General features: G+C 66.6%; 16 protein-coding genes. 11 read left to right on the top strand and 5 right to left on the bottom strand.

Annotated features, from left to right (window positions below; translation table 11 throughout):
• Positions 1-175 precede the first annotated feature (175 nt).
• From D7252_RS13015 to D7252_RS13025, 3 genes are read right to left on the bottom strand one after another with little or no spacing between them, the layout of a single operon-like run.
• Entirely contained in the window at positions 176-553 is a 378-nt protein-coding gene (locus D7252_RS13015) for a hypothetical protein (RefSeq protein WP_120775774.1), read from the bottom strand.
• The gene (locus D7252_RS13020; protein ID WP_120775775.1) at positions 550-1,158 is read right to left on the bottom strand and encodes a hypothetical protein; all 609 of its coding nucleotides are present in this window, start codon (positions 1,156-1,158) and stop codon (positions 550-552) included. The genes D7252_RS13015 and D7252_RS13020 overlap by 4 nt, the downstream gene beginning before the upstream one ends.
• The gene (locus D7252_RS13025) at positions 1,155-1,721 is read right to left on the bottom strand and encodes a hypothetical protein (protein ID WP_120775776.1); all 567 of its coding nucleotides are present in this window, start codon (positions 1,719-1,721) and stop codon (positions 1,155-1,157) included. The genes D7252_RS13020 and D7252_RS13025 overlap by 4 nt, the downstream gene beginning before the upstream one ends.
• A gap of 920 nt (positions 1,722-2,641) precedes the next feature.
• Between D7252_RS13025 and D7252_RS13030 the strand changes: the two genes are divergently transcribed.
• The gene (locus D7252_RS13030; RefSeq protein WP_120775777.1) at positions 2,642-3,244 is read left to right on the top strand and encodes a hypothetical protein; all 603 of its coding nucleotides are present in this window, start codon (positions 2,642-2,644) and stop codon (positions 3,242-3,244) included.
• Positions 3,245-3,529: 285 nt separating this feature from the next.
• A complete protein-coding gene (locus D7252_RS13035) occupies positions 3,530-3,898 on the top strand; it encodes a hypothetical protein (RefSeq protein WP_120775778.1) in 369 nt (122 codons plus the stop codon).
• 165 nt (positions 3,899-4,063) lie between these two features.
• Here D7252_RS13035 and D7252_RS13040 read toward each other — a convergent pair whose 3' ends face one another.
• On the bottom strand, positions 4,064-4,852 hold the full coding sequence (locus tag D7252_RS13040; RefSeq protein WP_120775779.1) for an IclR family transcriptional regulator: 789 nt from the start codon (positions 4,850-4,852) through the stop codon (positions 4,064-4,066).
• 102 nt (positions 4,853-4,954) lie between these two features.
• Here D7252_RS13040 and D7252_RS13045 point away from each other — a divergent pair, with 102 nt between their 5' ends.
• From D7252_RS13045 to D7252_RS13055, 3 genes are read left to right on the top strand one after another with little or no spacing between them, the layout of a single operon-like run.
• A complete protein-coding gene (locus D7252_RS13045) occupies positions 4,955-5,728 on the top strand; it encodes a CoA transferase subunit A (RefSeq protein WP_120775780.1) in 774 nt (257 codons plus the stop codon).
• 1 nt (position 5,729) lies between these two features.
• Positions 5,730-6,398, top strand: coding sequence for a CoA transferase subunit B (locus D7252_RS13050; RefSeq protein ID WP_183055292.1), 669 nt, complete (start codon positions 5,730-5,732; stop codon positions 6,396-6,398).
• A complete protein-coding gene (locus D7252_RS13055) occupies positions 6,391-7,575 on the top strand; it encodes an acetyl-CoA C-acetyltransferase (RefSeq protein ID WP_120775781.1) in 1,185 nt (394 codons plus the stop codon). Before D7252_RS13050 ends, D7252_RS13055 begins: the two co-directional genes overlap by 8 nt.
• Before the next feature lie 23 nt (positions 7,576-7,598).
• Here the strand turns inward: D7252_RS13055 and D7252_RS13060 are convergent, their stop codons facing one another.
• Positions 7,599-7,898, bottom strand: a complete 300-nt coding sequence (locus tag D7252_RS13060) for a hypothetical protein (RefSeq protein ID WP_120775782.1) — start codon at positions 7,896-7,898, stop codon at positions 7,599-7,601.
• A gap of 212 nt (positions 7,899-8,110) precedes the next feature.
• Here D7252_RS13060 and D7252_RS13065 point away from each other — a divergent pair, with 212 nt between their 5' ends.
• From D7252_RS13065 to ilvN, 6 genes are all read left to right on the top strand, one after another.
• Positions 8,111-9,376 (top strand): MFS transporter, encoded by a 1,266-nt coding sequence (locus D7252_RS13065; protein ID WP_120775783.1) that lies wholly within the window; start codon positions 8,111-8,113, stop codon positions 9,374-9,376.
• Between the two features lie 71 nt (positions 9,377-9,447).
• A complete protein-coding gene (locus tag D7252_RS13070; RefSeq protein ID WP_120775784.1) occupies positions 9,448-10,878 on the top strand; it encodes a trehalose-6-phosphate synthase in 1,431 nt (476 codons plus the stop codon).
• A gap of 27 nt (positions 10,879-10,905) precedes the next feature.
• On the top strand, positions 10,906-11,703 hold the full coding sequence (gene otsB, locus D7252_RS13075) for a trehalose-phosphatase (protein WP_120775785.1): 798 nt from the start codon (positions 10,906-10,908) through the stop codon (positions 11,701-11,703).
• A 9-nt stretch (positions 11,704-11,712) separates the two neighbouring features.
• A complete protein-coding gene (gene ilvD / locus D7252_RS13080) occupies positions 11,713-13,431 on the top strand; it encodes a dihydroxy-acid dehydratase (RefSeq protein ID WP_120775786.1) in 1,719 nt (572 codons plus the stop codon).
• Between the two features lie 52 nt (positions 13,432-13,483).
• Complete coding sequence (locus D7252_RS13085) at positions 13,484-15,286, top strand: acetolactate synthase large subunit (RefSeq protein WP_120775787.1); 1,803 nt, start codon at positions 13,484-13,486, stop codon at positions 15,284-15,286.
• A 3-nt stretch (positions 15,287-15,289) separates the two neighbouring features.
• On the top strand, positions 15,290-15,802 hold the full coding sequence (ilvN, locus tag D7252_RS13090) for an acetolactate synthase small subunit (RefSeq protein ID WP_120775788.1): 513 nt from the start codon (positions 15,290-15,292) through the stop codon (positions 15,800-15,802).
• The last annotated feature ends 2 nt before the right edge of the window (positions 15,803-15,804 follow it).

Below are 15,804 nucleotides of genomic sequence, written 5' to 3' on the forward strand. Positions count from 1 at the left end.
ACCTGAAATCGGCGCATGCGTGCTCGGCGGGGATCGGGACGGGCGGGGGACGCCTCTCGCGACGCGGCGGGCGTCCCCCTTGTGCGGAGGGCGGATCGAGTCGCCCTTATCCGCGCCTCGTCGCTGGCGAAGGTCCGAGCAAGGTCCAAGGAACCGGCGACGAGGAGATCGTGAGCTAGGGCGGCGGGCGGAGGTGATCGCCGCGCACGAGTCGGGTGAAGTGATCGAGCCCGAGAATCACGAACGACTCGGAGATGTCCTTGTTGGACCTGTACTGCACGAAGGCGGAGACCTCGGCACCGTTGATCGCTCCAGCGCGGCGGGCTCCATCGAGATCCACTGCGAGCCGGTGCGTCAGTCGGCTGGAGACGTCGAGGTGCACTCCCGGGAGTCCGGCGACGTCGGGGGCGAAGGTGTGGTCCAGTGAGTCGCTGATGCGCGGGTGGTACGGCTTGGCCACGGCGTCAAAGCCTTCGCGGTCGAGGTAGCTCGCGATCAGCTCGCGGACAACTACCGCGATGGCTCGATTCTGGTTTCCTGCGGCGACGCTCATCGCTTTACCCCGGGTTCCTGTGCGACATAGTGCGACACGTGACGCACCCCGCCCTTCGCCAGAGCCTCCTGCTGCGCCTCGGCTGCGGCGATGGACGGGTCCGGGGTGCTGCTGATGATCGTGCTGGTGAGCGGCGCGGGGCCGAACCGCTCATGTACGGTCTGGAGGGCTGCTGCGCGCCGTTCGGGATCTGCCTCGGCCCATGCGGCCTTGCGTGCGTCCTCGCGCTGCTCGCGCCAATCACTGTCTCCCACGGCCCCCCACGTCGGCGTGCCCTCGGGTGCGCGGCCCAGCCGGAATCGAACCTCACCCCACCGCTCGATCTGCGCCGCGTCGTCACCGAGGAGCGACATCCACGAGTTGCCAAACGTGTCGCGGGAGGCGTCGATCATGTTCTGCGTCACGATGATGTTCTCGCCCGCCTTGGTGATGTGCGCCGTGGACATGAAGCCGTTGCCCACGCTGATCGTGACGCCGGTCTTCAGCGCGTGGAAGGTGTCAGCCGGTCGCACGGGAAGCTCTGCGCTCGCCGCCTGCTTGCGGTCGGCTACCTCGGCACGTAGCCGATCCAGACGCTCGCGAGGGGTCTCAATTGTGTGCGTCACGCGCTTACCTCTATTTCTCGATTCGAGCTGGGGGCCAGCTCTCGGATGCGGTCGGCCCAGTCGTGCCGGTTGCGGCTGGTCATCACATCGATGATCGTCTCGGCCAGCTCGGGATGCTCGCGCACGGTCGTCGCGAGGATGCTCAGGGCGTCTGTCGCGTCCTGGATCGACTCCGCGATATCGGCCCCCAGGGTGTCGAGGGGAGCCAGCACAGCGAGGACGCGAGCCTCTGCCTGCCCGGCGTGAAGGGCCGTCTTGTGATCGCCCTTGGCCTCGGCTGCTGCACGGGTGTCTCGTGCGTGGTCTGCGACATCGATCAGACGGCCTGCGAGGGTGAGCCCTGGAGCGCCGTCCACCTCTGCCACTGCTGCGCGAGCTGCTGCGGTGAGGTGATCGCGCACGTGGCGACGTACGGACTCGGGAGCAAGGCCGTGGTGCCCCGCAACGCCTCGGATCGAGGAGGTGCCCGCCGTCAGGTCGAACTCGATCTGTGTGCGGTCGGGATGGGAGCACAGCACACAGCGACGCCCGGGGCGGGCTGTGGTGATCGCTGTCGTTTCCATGTCACCAGGGATATCGGCACATCCCCGCATTCGATTGGACTTAGAGCTGGGATGGGCGCTGAAAGAGTGCGTTCGCGCTAACCGCCGTAGTGCACAGCTCACCATTAGATCCGGATCATCCCCACTCGCTCGCGAGGGTCACGGTGGTGATCACCCCCCCCTGGGCTAGAGCGAACTAGCACCAAAGGGGAGGTCGGCGTCACGTATGGAGCCAAACACTCGGCCAATGCATGCCGACGAACCGTTGGGTCAACTGAGGGTCGTGCGCTGGATGGTCCACGCCCGGGCTCGCCTTTACCGTGGACCCGACTACCTCATCGGGGTGGCCATCTTGTAGCGCTGTCGCCTACAGCGGGTCTCAGGCGGTCGTCCTGTCGCGTCACGTGTTCGGTTGTCCAGCACTTCTACTCCGAGGAGCAGATCGACCCGCCCGTCTTGGGTCACGCATTGTCATCCCGTGAGGGAGAGGGGCTGAGACTCGGTTTCGGTCGGGAGTCTCACGAGCGACCAGAAGGTGTGTTCACTTCCGGTCTGGATACGTCCCCGGCATCTCGGCTGGACTCTGCCGAACGGTCGCTACTGCCGTCGGCTGTCAGGGCCAGAGTAGGACCGGCAACCAGATAATCCAAGCTCTCCACGAAACTCGTTGACTCTGCACACTACATAGCGGGCTTGCTCTGTAGGGTTCGTCAATAAGTGCGCATCACGCGCTAGCGGCTCAATTCCAGAAACGACGAAGTGCCCTCTCCATGTGTTGGTGACAGCCGACGACTGGAGAGGGCACTGCGACGATCCTAACGCAGATGCGTGTTGATTTATACGCGCTAACCTGGGGTATTTATTGAGTGTCACGCGCTAACCGATGCGACGGGAAGTCGCATGCAGACTCGCTCATGATCTGTTGCTGCCAGACTCTACCCATGATCGGGGACTCAGTGCCGTGGCGCGAGGAGCTTCAGAAGTCGGCCAGGAGGCTGCTCCGCTGGAACACGCAACAGCGTTGGACGCATCGGACCTACTTCCTCGCCGAGAAGGACGTCATGATGGGGGCGTACGCGATCCGCCGACTGATCGACTCCGGCAAGACGTCGTCGCTGCTCGGGGCTCGACGTTACCCCGTGGTGCATTATCCGCTCGTGGGTCGCGTACCGAGGGTGCTGGACCGATTCAGCCCCGACGAGTTCTACAACCTCGACAAGCCAACGCGCTCTCAGATCGACGTCGCTCGCCTGTGCAACCAGATCATCCACAGCTTCGTGTTTCAGATCTTCCTCACTGACGAGGGCACCACGTCGGTGATGTTCGTCTCGGATCGGGACCGCGCGCAACGGCTCCACAGCATCAGCTTCGAGGTCATCGCGGACCTCTTCAGCTACGTGGCCCGCGAGGACCTGCTGCACAGAGAGAGCACCCTGCTCGACGGCGAAGAGAAGATCACGAACGTCTCGAATCACGATCTCGTGGAGTCGGGGCGGGCGGTCTACGAGGACGACGAGCGGGTCTTCATAGTCCGACACGACTAGCCGCGCTCGCCGCGTCTCAGTCAGGATGTAGTCAGGATGCGTCTGGGAACGTCCGTGATCGGGCGTAGCGACTCGTTTTCAGATTTAACCTTTTGAACTGGGTTTTCCCCAGGTATCCACACGCGCACGATAACGGTCCATCACGCTCGATTCCGCCCCTGGACGAACAGTGGGTTCTCGGTTCAAGTCCGAGGGGGTGCACGGATCAGCCTCGGAGACTCTCGCCAGTTTCCGGGGCTTTTCTGCTTTCTCTCCGGCAGTGTCAGCTCGACGTAGAGTTCAGACATGGAAACCACGCCCGATCACATCTCCGAGCTTTCACCGGAAGAGGTCTTCGTGTTCGGTTCGAACGCGGACGGGCTCCATGGCGGCGGTGCGGCGCGGGTCGCGCACCAACTCTTCGGCGCGGTGTGGGGCGAGGGGCATGGACACCACGGTCAGAGCTACGCCATCGACACCATGAGTGGGTTGGACGTGCTCGCGCGGGAGACGCGTATCTTCGTCGACTACGCGTCGGAGCATCCGGAGCTGCGATTTCTGCTGACGTCCGTCGGGTGCGGGATCGCGGGGTACACGCCGCAGCAGGTGGCGCCGCTCTTCCACGGACTCCCGGAGAACGTGACCGTTCCCACGTCCTTCGCGCCGTACCTCTGACCTCCAGCCGTCAGGAGCCAGGCCGCCTCGCCGATCAGCATGGCCGCGAGACCCGCCCCGGCCAGGCCAGCAGCACGAGCCCCTCTCGTTCCAGCTCGCCGACCCATCGCGTGATGCCCGGCTGGGTCGTCAGATGTGCGACGACCGCCCTACCGCCCCACCGCCCTACCGCCGTGCGCTCGCGATTCGCGCCGAGAGCTGATGCGCGTGCGCGAGCAGCGTGCGACCGAGGTCCGCGATGCGGTCAGGGCCGAACCGGAACTCGACTCCGGTGAGGCTCAGCGCCCATTCCGGCCGGCCGGAGCGATCGAAGACCGCTGCTCCCATTCCCCAACTGCCCTCCACGATCAATCCCGGGTTCACGGCGTAGCCGCGTTCCTTCGTCTCGGCGATCCGCGTGCGCAGGGGGCGCTCACCGTGCGACCGTCCCCACGTGCCGGCGAGGTCCGGATGCCGCTTCAGATAAGCGCTCACGTCGTCATCGGGCAGGAAGGAGAGGATCGCAAGACCGGCGCTCGCGACGCCGAGTGGAAAGCGCACGCCTTCACTGAGGACGAATGAGCGGATCGGAAAGGAGCCCTCTTCACGCAGAAGGCACACTGTCTCATCTCCGCGTCGCACGGAGAGGAACGCGCTCTCCTCCGTCTTCACCGCGAGGGAACGCACGATGTCCCGCGCCTGCGCCGTCACGTCATAGCGCGCCGCCGCGACCGAGCCCATGAGGAAGAGCTCTGGCCCCGGCATCCACCGGCCGGTGTCGCCATCTCGATCGACCAGGCCTTCGACGCGCAACGCACTGAGCAGACGGTGCGTCGTCGATCTCGACAGGGCGGACCCATGCGCAAGGTCCTGCGCGTTCGCGCCCTCGGGACCCGCCGCTGTCACAAGACGCAGCAGGTGCGCGGCACGAGCGATGGCCTGTGCGCCGGGAACGCCGCCGATCGGTGAGTCCATGATGTGGACGCTACTGCGTGAATCCACCACATAGCAAGACACCGATGGCGCGTCGTGGTCGCCGAGACGGATGCTTGATCCAGGCCTACCGAAGGAGCACGCGTGATCGACAAGCAGTGGGACTCGGCGTCGGCCGCTGTCGCGGATGTCGAGGACGGATCCTCGGTCGCTGTCGGCGGCTTCGGGCTGTCGGGCAACCCGATCGCCCTCATCGAGGCTCTGCTCGCACAGGGCACCACCGACCTCAGCGTCGTGAGTAACAACTGCGGCGTCGATGACTGGGGCCTGGGCATCCTGCTCGCCGCAGGGCGCATCCGCAAGATGACCTCGTCGTACGTCGGAGAGAACAAGGAGTTCGAACGACAGTTCCTCTCCGGCGAACTGGAACTCGAACTCACCCCGCAGGGCACGCTGGCCGAGAAGCTCCGGGCCGGGGGAGCGGGCATCGCCGCTTTCTTCACCCAGACCGGAGTCGGCACGCAGGTATCCGACGGTGGGTTGCCTCGACGCTACAACCCCGACGGATCGATCGCGGTGGCCTCCGAGCCCAAAGACCTCCGGACCTTCGCCGTGCGCGGCGTGGAGCGCGAGTTCGTGCTGGAGGAAGCGATCACGACCGACTTCTCGCTCGTGCATGCGGCGCTCGGCGATCGTCACGGGAACCTGATCTTCAACAAGGCCGCGCGCAACTTCAATCCGTTGGCGGCCATGGCGGGTCGTGTGTGCATCGCGCAGGTCGAGCGGCTCGTGGAGCCTGGGGAGCTCGATCCCGACCACGTCCACCTTCCGGGCATCTTCGTCCACCGCGTCGTCGAGGTCGGCACGGACATCCCGAAGCGGATCGAGCGGCGCACGGTCGCCGCAGAGGAGGTCTGAGATGGCACTGTCACGGGATCAGATGGCCGCGCGCGCCGCGGCCGAGCTGCAGGATGGCTCGTACGTCAACCTGGGCATCGGTCTGCCCACACTCGTACCGAACCACGTGCCCGGCGACATCGTCGTCGTGCTGCAGTCCGAGAACGGCATCCTCGGTGTCGGGCCCTATCCGCGAGAGGAGGCCGTCGACCCCGATCTCATCAATGCAGGGAAGGAGACGGTCACCGTGCTTCCCGGCTCATCGTTCTTCGACTCGGCGGCCAGCTTCGGGATGATCCGCGGAGGCAAGGTCGACGCCGCCATCCTCGGAGCGATGCAGGTTTCGGCATCCGGCGACCTCGCCAACTGGATGATCCCCGGCAAGATGGTCAAAGGTCCGGGCGGTGCCATGGACCTCGTGCACGGGGCCGGACGTGTCATCGTCCTGATGGAACACGTCGCGCGCGACGGAACCGCGAAGATCGTCGACACGTGCACGCTTCCACTCACCGGGCGAGGTGTGGTCGACCGGATCATCACCGACCTCGCGGTCATCGACGTGACAGAAGACGGACTGGTGCTGGTGGAACTGGCGCCCGGAGTCACGATCGACGAGGTGCGCGCACGGACAGACCCGCCACTCATCGTGGCCGGCACACCCATCGAGGGAAGGACTTCTGAACATGCCTGACAACGACATCGTCATCGTCGCCGCGGCGCGCACTCCGCAAGGCCGACTGAAGGGGCAGCTCGCGTCGTTCACGGCGCCGCAGTTGGGAGCCTTCGCCATCCGCGGCGCTCTGGAGCAGGCATCCGTCGACCCGGCGAAGGTCGACGCGGTCATCGTCGGACAGGTCCTCGCGGCGGGTTCCGGCCAGAATGCGGCTCGCCAGGCAGCGATCGGTGCCGGCATCGGCTGGGATGTGCCTGCGCACTCCGTGAACAAGGTCTGCCTGTCGGGCCTGACCGCCATCATCGACGCGGCGCGGATGATCCGCACGGGAGACGCCGAAGTCGTCGTCGCCGCGGGGATGGAATCCATGACGCGCGCGCCGCACCTGCTGATGGGGTCACGAGACGGTTGGGTGTACGGCAGCGTCGAAGTGCTCGACCACATGGCATACGACGGCCTGACGGACGCGTACGACAACGAGAGCATGGGAGCGTCCACAGAACGCCACAACATGCGTTACGAACTCACGCGCGAGGCGCAGGATGCCGTGGCGGCCCAGTCCCATCAGCGTGCGGCCGCGGCGCAGGCCTCCGGCGTGTTCGATGCGGAGATGGTCGCCGTCTCGGTACCTCAGCGACGCGGCGAACCGGTGCAGGTGACTCAGGACGAAGGGGTCCGCCCCGACACGTCCGTCGAAACGCTCGCGGGCCTTCGAGCTGCATTCGCCGAGGGCGGGTCGATCACCGCGGGCAACTCCTCGCAGATCTCGGACGGCGCCTCTGCGGTGATCGTCACCACCCGCTCGAACGCCGAGGCGAACGGCTGGCCGGTGCTCGTGGCTGTCGGAGCGAGCGGGCAGACCGCGGGCCCGGACAACTCGCTGCAGGCGCAGCCGGCGCGCGCCATCGAACAGGCATGCGCGAAGCAGGGCATCTCACCGAAGGATCTCGACCTGGTGGAGATCAACGAGGCATTCGGAGCCGTTGTCGCCCGATCGCAGCAGGAACTCGGGCTCGACAGCGAACTCGTCAACATCCACGGTGGCGGGATCGCGGTCGGCCATCCGATCGGGGTGTCCGGCAACCGTCTCGTGGTGCACGTGGCGCACGAACTCGCGCGACGCGGTGAGGGCACAGCCGCGGTCGGGCTGTGCGGCGGGGGAGGTCAGGGCGAGGCGCTCATCCTCACTCGCTGAGGACGCCGCGGGGAGGGCCGGAGTCAGCTCCGGCGGTCTTGCGCGTGACCCTGCGCGTCGGCGAGCGCCTTCTGCGAGCGGAACTGAAGACGCTGAGCCTTCTTCGACTTCTTGACCGACTGCGGGGAATCGGCGTCGACAGGACCGCCGTGTCGTACGCGACGCATGTCGACGACCGCGCCGACAGCGAGCGCCATGGTGATGCCCCAGCTCAGCCAGGACAACGCAGAGCGCCAGGTGATGGGTTCCTCACGGGTGCCGCGCAGCAGCGAGATGCCCGCCGAGATGGCCGCGATGAGTCCGGTGCTGAAGAGGTAGCGCATGCCCCTACGGTACCGGGCGGCATCGGCTGACGTACTGAGCCTTGACAACGAGCCCTCGGACCTGCCATCCGGCTTCGGCGAGTACTCAGTCGCACCGGATATCATGGACAGGTCGCGGCACGACCGCGGCCGCACACCGTGTATCTACCGGCCGAGGGCATTCCCTCGGACAGCGGCGGCACCCGACATCGCGTCTTCGACGCGCGAGAGCCATGACACACGCATCACTTCAGGCCCAGACAGATAGTCCTGCGGAGCCGAATCTTCTTCGTCTCGCCGGTTTCCCCTACTTTCTCATCGCGTTCGTCGCGCGCCTGCCGTTCGCCATGATGGTCGTCGGCGTCCTCACGGTCGTCGTCTCGGCGCGCGGCTCGCTCTCTCTCGGCGGTCTCACCTCCGCCGCCGTCGGACTGGGGACAGCCTGCTTCGGGCCGCTACTCGGAGCGGCCGCCGACCGGTTCGGCCAGCGCGGTGTGCTCCTCATCCTCGCTGTCGCCAACGGCGCGGCGCTTATGCTCTTCACCGCCGTGGTCTATGGCTCTGCCGCCGACGGATTCGTGCTCCTCGCCGCCGTCGGCATCGGCGCCACCGCGCCGCAGGTGGCGCCGCTGTCCCGCTCCCGCCTGGTCGGCATCATCCGGGAACGGGTGTCCGCCGACCGCCAACCGCAGACGGTGTCCGGGACGATGGCATACGAGTCCGCTGCCGACGAGACCGTCTTCGTGTTCGGTCCGTTCCTCGTCGGCATCCTCGCGTCGGCGATCGCGCCCTGGGCTCCGCTGGTCGGCGCGGCCGCGCTGACAGTTCTGTTCGTGGGCGCTTTCGCGCTGCACCCCAGCGGCCGGCATGTGTCACAGGACCGCGATGAGGACGGAAAGGCACCGTCGGCCGTCTCTGAGTTGTTCCGTCCGCAGCTGCTCATCGTGGTCACCGGCATCCTCGGCGTCGGCATCTTCTTCGGCTCGATGCTCACCTCGCTCACGTCGTTCATGGCTGACCTCGGCGAACCCGAGCAGGCAGGTCTTCTGTATGGCGTGATGGGCGTGGGCTCCGCCGTCCTCGCGCTCGGCGTCGCCTGGCTTCCGCCGAGATTCTCGTTGCGGGCGCGGTGGTTGGTGTTCTCCGGCATCCTCCTGGCCGGCAGCCTGCTGCTGGGATTCGTCGACTCGCCGGGGATGATGATGTTCGCCCTGGCGATCATGGGGATCGGCATCGGCCCGACATTGGTCACCCAGTACAGCTTCGGCGCCGCGCGCAGCCCGCGAGGTCGATCGGCGACCGTGATGACGATGCTCGGTTCCGGGGTCGTGGTCGGACAGTCGCTGGGAGCGGCGGTGACGGGGGAGATCGCCGAAAGCCTCGGGACCGCGCCGGCGCTGTTCCTTCCGATGATCGCGGCGGCCATCGCGTTCAGCGCGGGGGTCGCGAACTGGTTCCTCAGCGGTGCACAGACGCGCCCGGTGGACAGCGTCGGGTGAGGCGCTGGCAGAACTGAGGCGGCAACCTCGCTAGCCTGGGAAGCAAACAACCCCTTGCGTGAGGAGTCATCATGGCCGCCGCAGATTTCGTCGTGGTTGCCAACAGGCTGCCCGTCGATCGAGTCGTAGGACCCGACGGTGAGGAGACCTGGCGCACCTCTCCCGGTGGATTGGTCGCCGCTCTCGAGCCGGTGATGAAGACCGTCAACGGCGCCTGGGTCGGCTGGCCGGGCCAGGCCGACGTCGAGTTGAAGCCGTTCGAGTCGGGCGGCATTCGCCTCATTCCCATCGCCCTGAGCGAGCAGGAAGTGGCGGAGTACTACGAGGGCTTCTCGAACGACACCATCTGGCCGCTCTATCACGACGTCATCGCGCCTCCGCAGTACCACCGGGAGTGGTGGGAAGCCTACGTCGCGGTGAATCGTCGCTTCGCGGATGCCGCTGCTGCGGCCGTGGCGCAGGGCGGAACGGTCTGGGTGCACGACTACCAGCTGCAGCTCGTGCCCCAGATGGTGCGGGCCCTGCGTCCGGATGTGACGATCGGATACTTCCACCACATCCCGTTCCCCGCCCACGGCCTGTACTCGCAACTGCCTTGGCGCGGTCAGGTGCTGCGCGGTCTGCTGGGCGCGGACGTCATCGGGTTCCAGCGGGCGACGGATGCCACGAACTTCCTGAACGCCGTGCGCCGCCGACTGAAGTACGAGATCAAGTCGGCCACGGTCACGGTGCCTTCCGGCAACGGCGAGATCGACGACCGCGGCGATTCGCATCGTGCGCTGGTGAAGTCGTTCCCGATCTCCATCGACACCACCCCGTACATCGAACTCGCCTCGCGGCCCGACATCCAGGCGCGTGCGGCCGAGATCAGGCAGAACCTGGGAAACCCGAAACACATCCTGCTCGGCGTCGACCGCTTGGACTACACCAAGGGAATCGGTCACCGGGTGAAGGCCTACGGCGAACTGCTGACCTCCGGTGTGCTGTCGGTGGAAGACGTCACCCTGGTCCAGGTGGCGAGCCCCAGCCGCGAGCGGGTGGATGCGTACGCAAACCTGCGGGACGAGATCGAGCTCGCCGTCAGTCGCATCAACGGCGACAACGACACGATGGGGCACACGGCCATCCGCTATCTGCACCAGGGCTACCCGCGCGAGGAGATGGCGGCGTTGTATCTCGCGGCCGATGTGATGCTCGTCACTGCCCTGCGCGACGGCATGAACCTCGTCGCCAAAGAGTATGTCGCGACCCGGATCGACAATCGCGGAGTACTCGTGCTGAGCGAGTTCGCCGGTGCGGCGGACGAGCTCGGGAGCGCCATTCAGGTCAATCCACACGACATCGAAGGACTCAAGGACGCGATCATGCGCGCTGTGGAGATGCCGCCGAGGGAGCAGTCGCGGCGCATGCGATCGCTGCGACGCCGTGTCCTCGACAACGACGTCAACGCCTGGTCCGAGTCCTTCCTGTCCGCCCTCGCGGCTGCGCGCAGCGCCCGCTGATCGTCCCCGACGCTGAACTGGAGAAACGTGACCCGCACCTGGATCCCCGGAACCCCTGACGCTGCGCTGTCGAAGCTTGCCGCGACCCCGCGTCTGGTCGTGGCGCTCGACTTCGACGGAGTGGCCTCTCCGCTCGTGCCCGAACCGATGGCGGCACGCGCCCTGCCGGAGGTGAAGGAGCAGGTGGCCCGACTCGCCGCTCTTCCCGACACCGTCGTCGCATTCGTCTCCGGGCGCAGTCTGCACGACCTCCGGGTCATCACCGAGCATGACGACGATTCGGCGATCGTCCTCGCCGGCTCCCACGGCGCGCAGTACTGGTATCCCGGGTCAGGGGAGGCCGCCCCCTCCGGCGAGCCGACCGACGATGGTGCGCGCGAAGCGCTGTGGGACGCTGCTCGGCCCATCATCGCCCGCTACGAAGGCGCAGAGTTCGAGCCCAAGACGTTCGGTATGGGCGTGCACACCCGGCGCGCCGACCGGGAGACCGAGGCCCGCGTCTTCGCGGAGATCGACGCGCTGGTCGCGGAACGCTTCCCGCACTGGCGTCGACGCGCCGGGCACCGCGTGCTGGAATTCTCTTCCCGCGCGGAAGGCAAAGATGCCGCGATGGCCGCACTCCGGGAGCGTTTCGACCCGACCGGCATCCTGTTCGCCGGCGACGATGTCACCGACGAAGACGCGATGCGTGTGCTGCAACCGGGTGACCTCGGCGTGCGGGTGGGACCGGGGGAGTCCGCCGCCACATTGCGTGTGGAGAACCCACAACAGATCGCCGCGCTTCTGGAGGCGCTCGCGGACGAGCGCAGCTCGGTCCGGGAATAGACTGCCGTCATGTCCTCGCATGATCCTTCTCCCAGCGCGCCCATCGACATCAAGCCCCGCAGCCGCGTCGTCACCGACGGCATCGAGGCGACGACCTCCCGGGGCATGCTCCGGGCCGTGGGGATGGGCGACGCCGACTGGGAGAAGCCGCAGATCGGCATCGCGTCCAGCTGGAACGAGATCACCCCGTGCAACCTGAGCCTCGACCGGCTCGCGCAGGGCGCGAAGGAGGGCGTGCATTCCGGCGGCGGCTACCCGCTGCAGTTCGGCACGATCTCCGTGTCCGACGGAATCTCCATGGGGCACGAGGGTATGCACTTCTCGCTCGTGTCGCGCGAGGTCATCGCCGACTCCGTCGAGACCGTGATGATGGCCGAGCGTCTCGACGGTTCGGTGCTCCTCGCCGGCTGCGACAAGTCGATCCCCGGCATGCTCATGGCCAGCGCCCGACTCGACCTCTCCAGCGTGTTCCTGTACGCGGGATCGATCGCTCCGGGCTGGGTGAAGCTGTCGGACGGCACGGAGAAGGACGTCACGATCATCGACTCGTTCGAGGCCGTCGGGGCCTGCCGTGCGGGCCTGATGAGCGAGGAAGACCTCAAGCGCATCGAGTGCGCGATCGCTCCCGGCGAGGGCGCCTGCGGCGGCATGTACACCGCCAACACGATGGCTTCCGTGGCGGAGGCTCTGGGACTCAGCCTTCCCGGCTCCGCAGCCCCGCCCGCGGCGGACCGTCGCCGCGACTACTTCGCGCACCGCTCCGGCGAGGCCGTGGTCAACCTGCTCCGGCAGGGGATCACCACGCGCGACATCCTCACGAAAGAGGCGTTCGAGAACGCGATCGCGCTGGCGATGGCGCTCGGCGGATCGACCAACGTGGTCCTGCACCTGCTCGCCATCGCTCGGGAGGCCGAGGTCGATCTCAACCTCCACGACTTCAACCGCATCGGCGACAAGGTGCCGCACGTGGCCGACATGAAGCCGTTCGGCAAGTACGTCATGAACGACGTCGACCGCCACGGGGGCATCCCGGTCATCATGAAGGCGATGCTCGACGAGGGTCTGCTGCACGGTGACGCTCTCACGGTGACCGGAAAAACGCTCGCGGAGAACCTCGCCGATCTCAAACCTGAGCCGATCGACGGAACGGTCATCCACACCTTCGACAACCCGATCCACGCCACGGGCGGTCTGACGATCCTGCACGGATCGCTCGCGCCCGAGGGTGCGGTCGTGAAGACCGCGGGCTTCGACGCCGCCGTGTTCGAAGGACCCGCCCGCGTGTTCGAGCGCGAGCGCGCGGCCATGGATGCTGTCGCCGAGGGCTCGATCGACGCCGGGACGGTCATCGTCATCCGCTACGAAGGTCCCAAGGGTGGACCGGGGATGCGGGAGATGCTCGCCATCACGGCGGCCATCAAGGGCGCTGGGCTCGGAAAAGATGTACTACTCTTGACGGACGGACGATTCTCAGGCGGCACAACCGGCCTGTGCATCGGCCACATAGCACCCGAAGCGGTGGACGCAGGTCCCATCGCCTTCGTGCGCGATGGTGATCTGATACGGGTCGATATCGCAGCTCGCTCTCTTGACCTACTCGTCGATGAGGCAGAGCTCGCCTCCCGCCGTTCTGGCTGGGAGCCGCTTCCCCCGCGCTACACCCGAGGCGTTCTTGCCAAGTATTCGCGCCTCGTGCGGTCCGCCGCCGAGGGAGCGACGACCGGCTGACCCGGATGCCACCGGCATCCGGCGTCCTCCACAGATCATCAGAAGGAAACTCATGACTGCTGAAAACGCTTCGGCCGTGCCGAGGCCGCCCGCCCGCCAAGCAGCAGCGCCGGAGATCACCGGCGCAGAGGCCGTGGTCCGCGCTCTCGAGCTGCTCGGGATCAAGGATGTCTTCGGTCTTCCCGGCGGCGCCATCCTTCCTGTCTACGACCCGCTGATGGATGCTTCGGAGCTTCGTCACATCCTCGTACGGCACGAGCAGGGCGCAGGTCACGCTGCAGAGGGGTACGCCTCGGCCTCGGGGAAAGTGGGCGTCTGCATCGCGACGTCCGGTCCTGGCGCGACCAACCTCGTGACAGCCATCGCCGACGCGTACATGGACTCGGTGCCGCTGCTGGCGATCACGGGGCAGGTCTTCTCGACCCTGATGGGAACAGACGCCTTCCAGGAGGCCGACATCGTGGGAATCACGATGCCGGTGACCAAGCACTCCTTCCTGGTGAAGGATGCCGCCGAGATCCCCGGGGCCCTCGCCGCCGCGTACGAGATCGCATCGACGGGCCGTCCCGGCCCCGTTCTCGTCGACATCACCAAGGATGCGCAGCAGGCGACCGCCCCGTTCGTGTGGCCGCCGAAGGTCGACCTGCCGGGCTACCGTCCGGTGACCAAGGCGCACGGCAAGCAGATCCAGGCGGCGGCGGCCCTTCTTGCCCAGGCCAAGAAGCCCGTGTTGTACGTCGGCGGCGGGGTCATCCGCGGCAAGGCGTCCGCTGAGCTTCTCGGTCTTGCCGAGACCACGGGAGCGCCCGTCGTCACCACGCTGATGGCTCGTGGCGCGTTTCCCGACTCGCATCCGCAGCACCTGGGCATGCCGGGCATGCACGGCACGGTTCCGGCGGTGTTGGCGCTGCAGGAAGCCGACCTGCTCATCTCGCTCGGCGCGCGCTTCGACGACCGTGTGACGGGCAAGGCGGCGCTGTTCGCCCCCAACGCCAAGGTCGTCCACGTCGACATCGACCCGGCCGAGATCTCCAAGATCCGCACCGCGGACGTGCCGATCGTCGGTGACGTGCGCGACGTGCTCACCGATCTCGAGTCCGCGTTCCGCGGCGCGATCGACGGCGGCAAGCCGGATACCGAGGAATGGTGGTCCTACCTCGACGGGCTTCGTGATGAGTTCCCCCTCGGATACGCGCCCACGACCGATGGTCTGCTCGCCCCTCAGTTCGTCATCCAGCGGATCGGCGAACTCACCGGACCCGAGGGGGTGTACGCCTCGGGCGTCGGTCAGCACCAGATGTGGGCTGCCCAGTTCATCAAGTACGAGCGTCCCAACTCGTGGCTGAACTCCGGCGGCGCCGGCACGATGGGCTACTCCGTGCCTGCAGCGATGGGCGCGAAGGTGGCCGAACCGGATCGACACGTCTGGGCGATCGACGGCGACGGCTGCTTCCAGATGACCAATCAGGAACTCGCCACCTGCGTCATCAACGACATCCCGATCAAGGTCGCGATCATCAACAACTCGTCGTTGGGGATGGTGCGACAGTGGCAGACGCTGTTCTACGACGGACGGCACTCGAACACCGATCTCAACACCGGGCATGGCACCAAGCGCATCCCCGACTTCGTGAAGCTCGCCGAAGCCTACGGCTGCCTGGCGATCCGTGTCGAGAAGGAAGACGAGGTGGACGCCGCCATCCAGCTCGCCCTCGAGACGAATGACCGTCCGGTGGTGATCGACTTCGTCGTGAGCGCCGATTCGATGGTCTGGCCGATGGTGCCGCAGGGCGTCAGCAACAGCTATGTCCAGTACGCGCGCGAGCACGCGCCCGCTTTCGACGAAGAGGACTGAGCCATGTCGACACACGTGCTGAGCCTGCTGGTGGAGGACCGTCCCGGACTTCTCACCCGTGTCGCCGGGCTGTTCGCCCGCCGGAGCTTCAACATCGAGTCCCTCGCGGTGGGCGTGACCGAGGTTCCGGGCATCTCCCGGATCACGGTCGTCGTCGATGTGGAGGAACAGCTTCCGCTCGAGCAGGTGACGAAGCAGCTGAACAAGCTGATCAACGTCATCAAGATCGTCGAGCTCGACCCGACGTCTTCGGTACAGCGCGAGCACATGCTCGTGAAGGTGCGCACCGACAACGCCTCGCGGTCCAACGTGATCGAGGTGGTCAATCTGTTCCGCGCCTCTGTCGTCGACTACGCCCCGGATGCGCTGGTGATCGAGGTGACCGGAGACAAGGGCAAGGTCGAAGCCCTGCTCAAAGCGCTGGAGCCGTTCGGAATCAAGGAGATCGCCCAGTCCGGCCTTCTCGCCATCGGCCGCGGTGGCAAGAGCATCACCGAGCGCGTCCTGCGCGGCTGACC

Origin of the sequence: Microbacterium sp. CGR2 (genome assembly GCF_003626735.1) — a bacterium.
GTDB lineage: Bacteria > Actinomycetota > Actinomycetes > Actinomycetales > Microbacteriaceae > Microbacterium.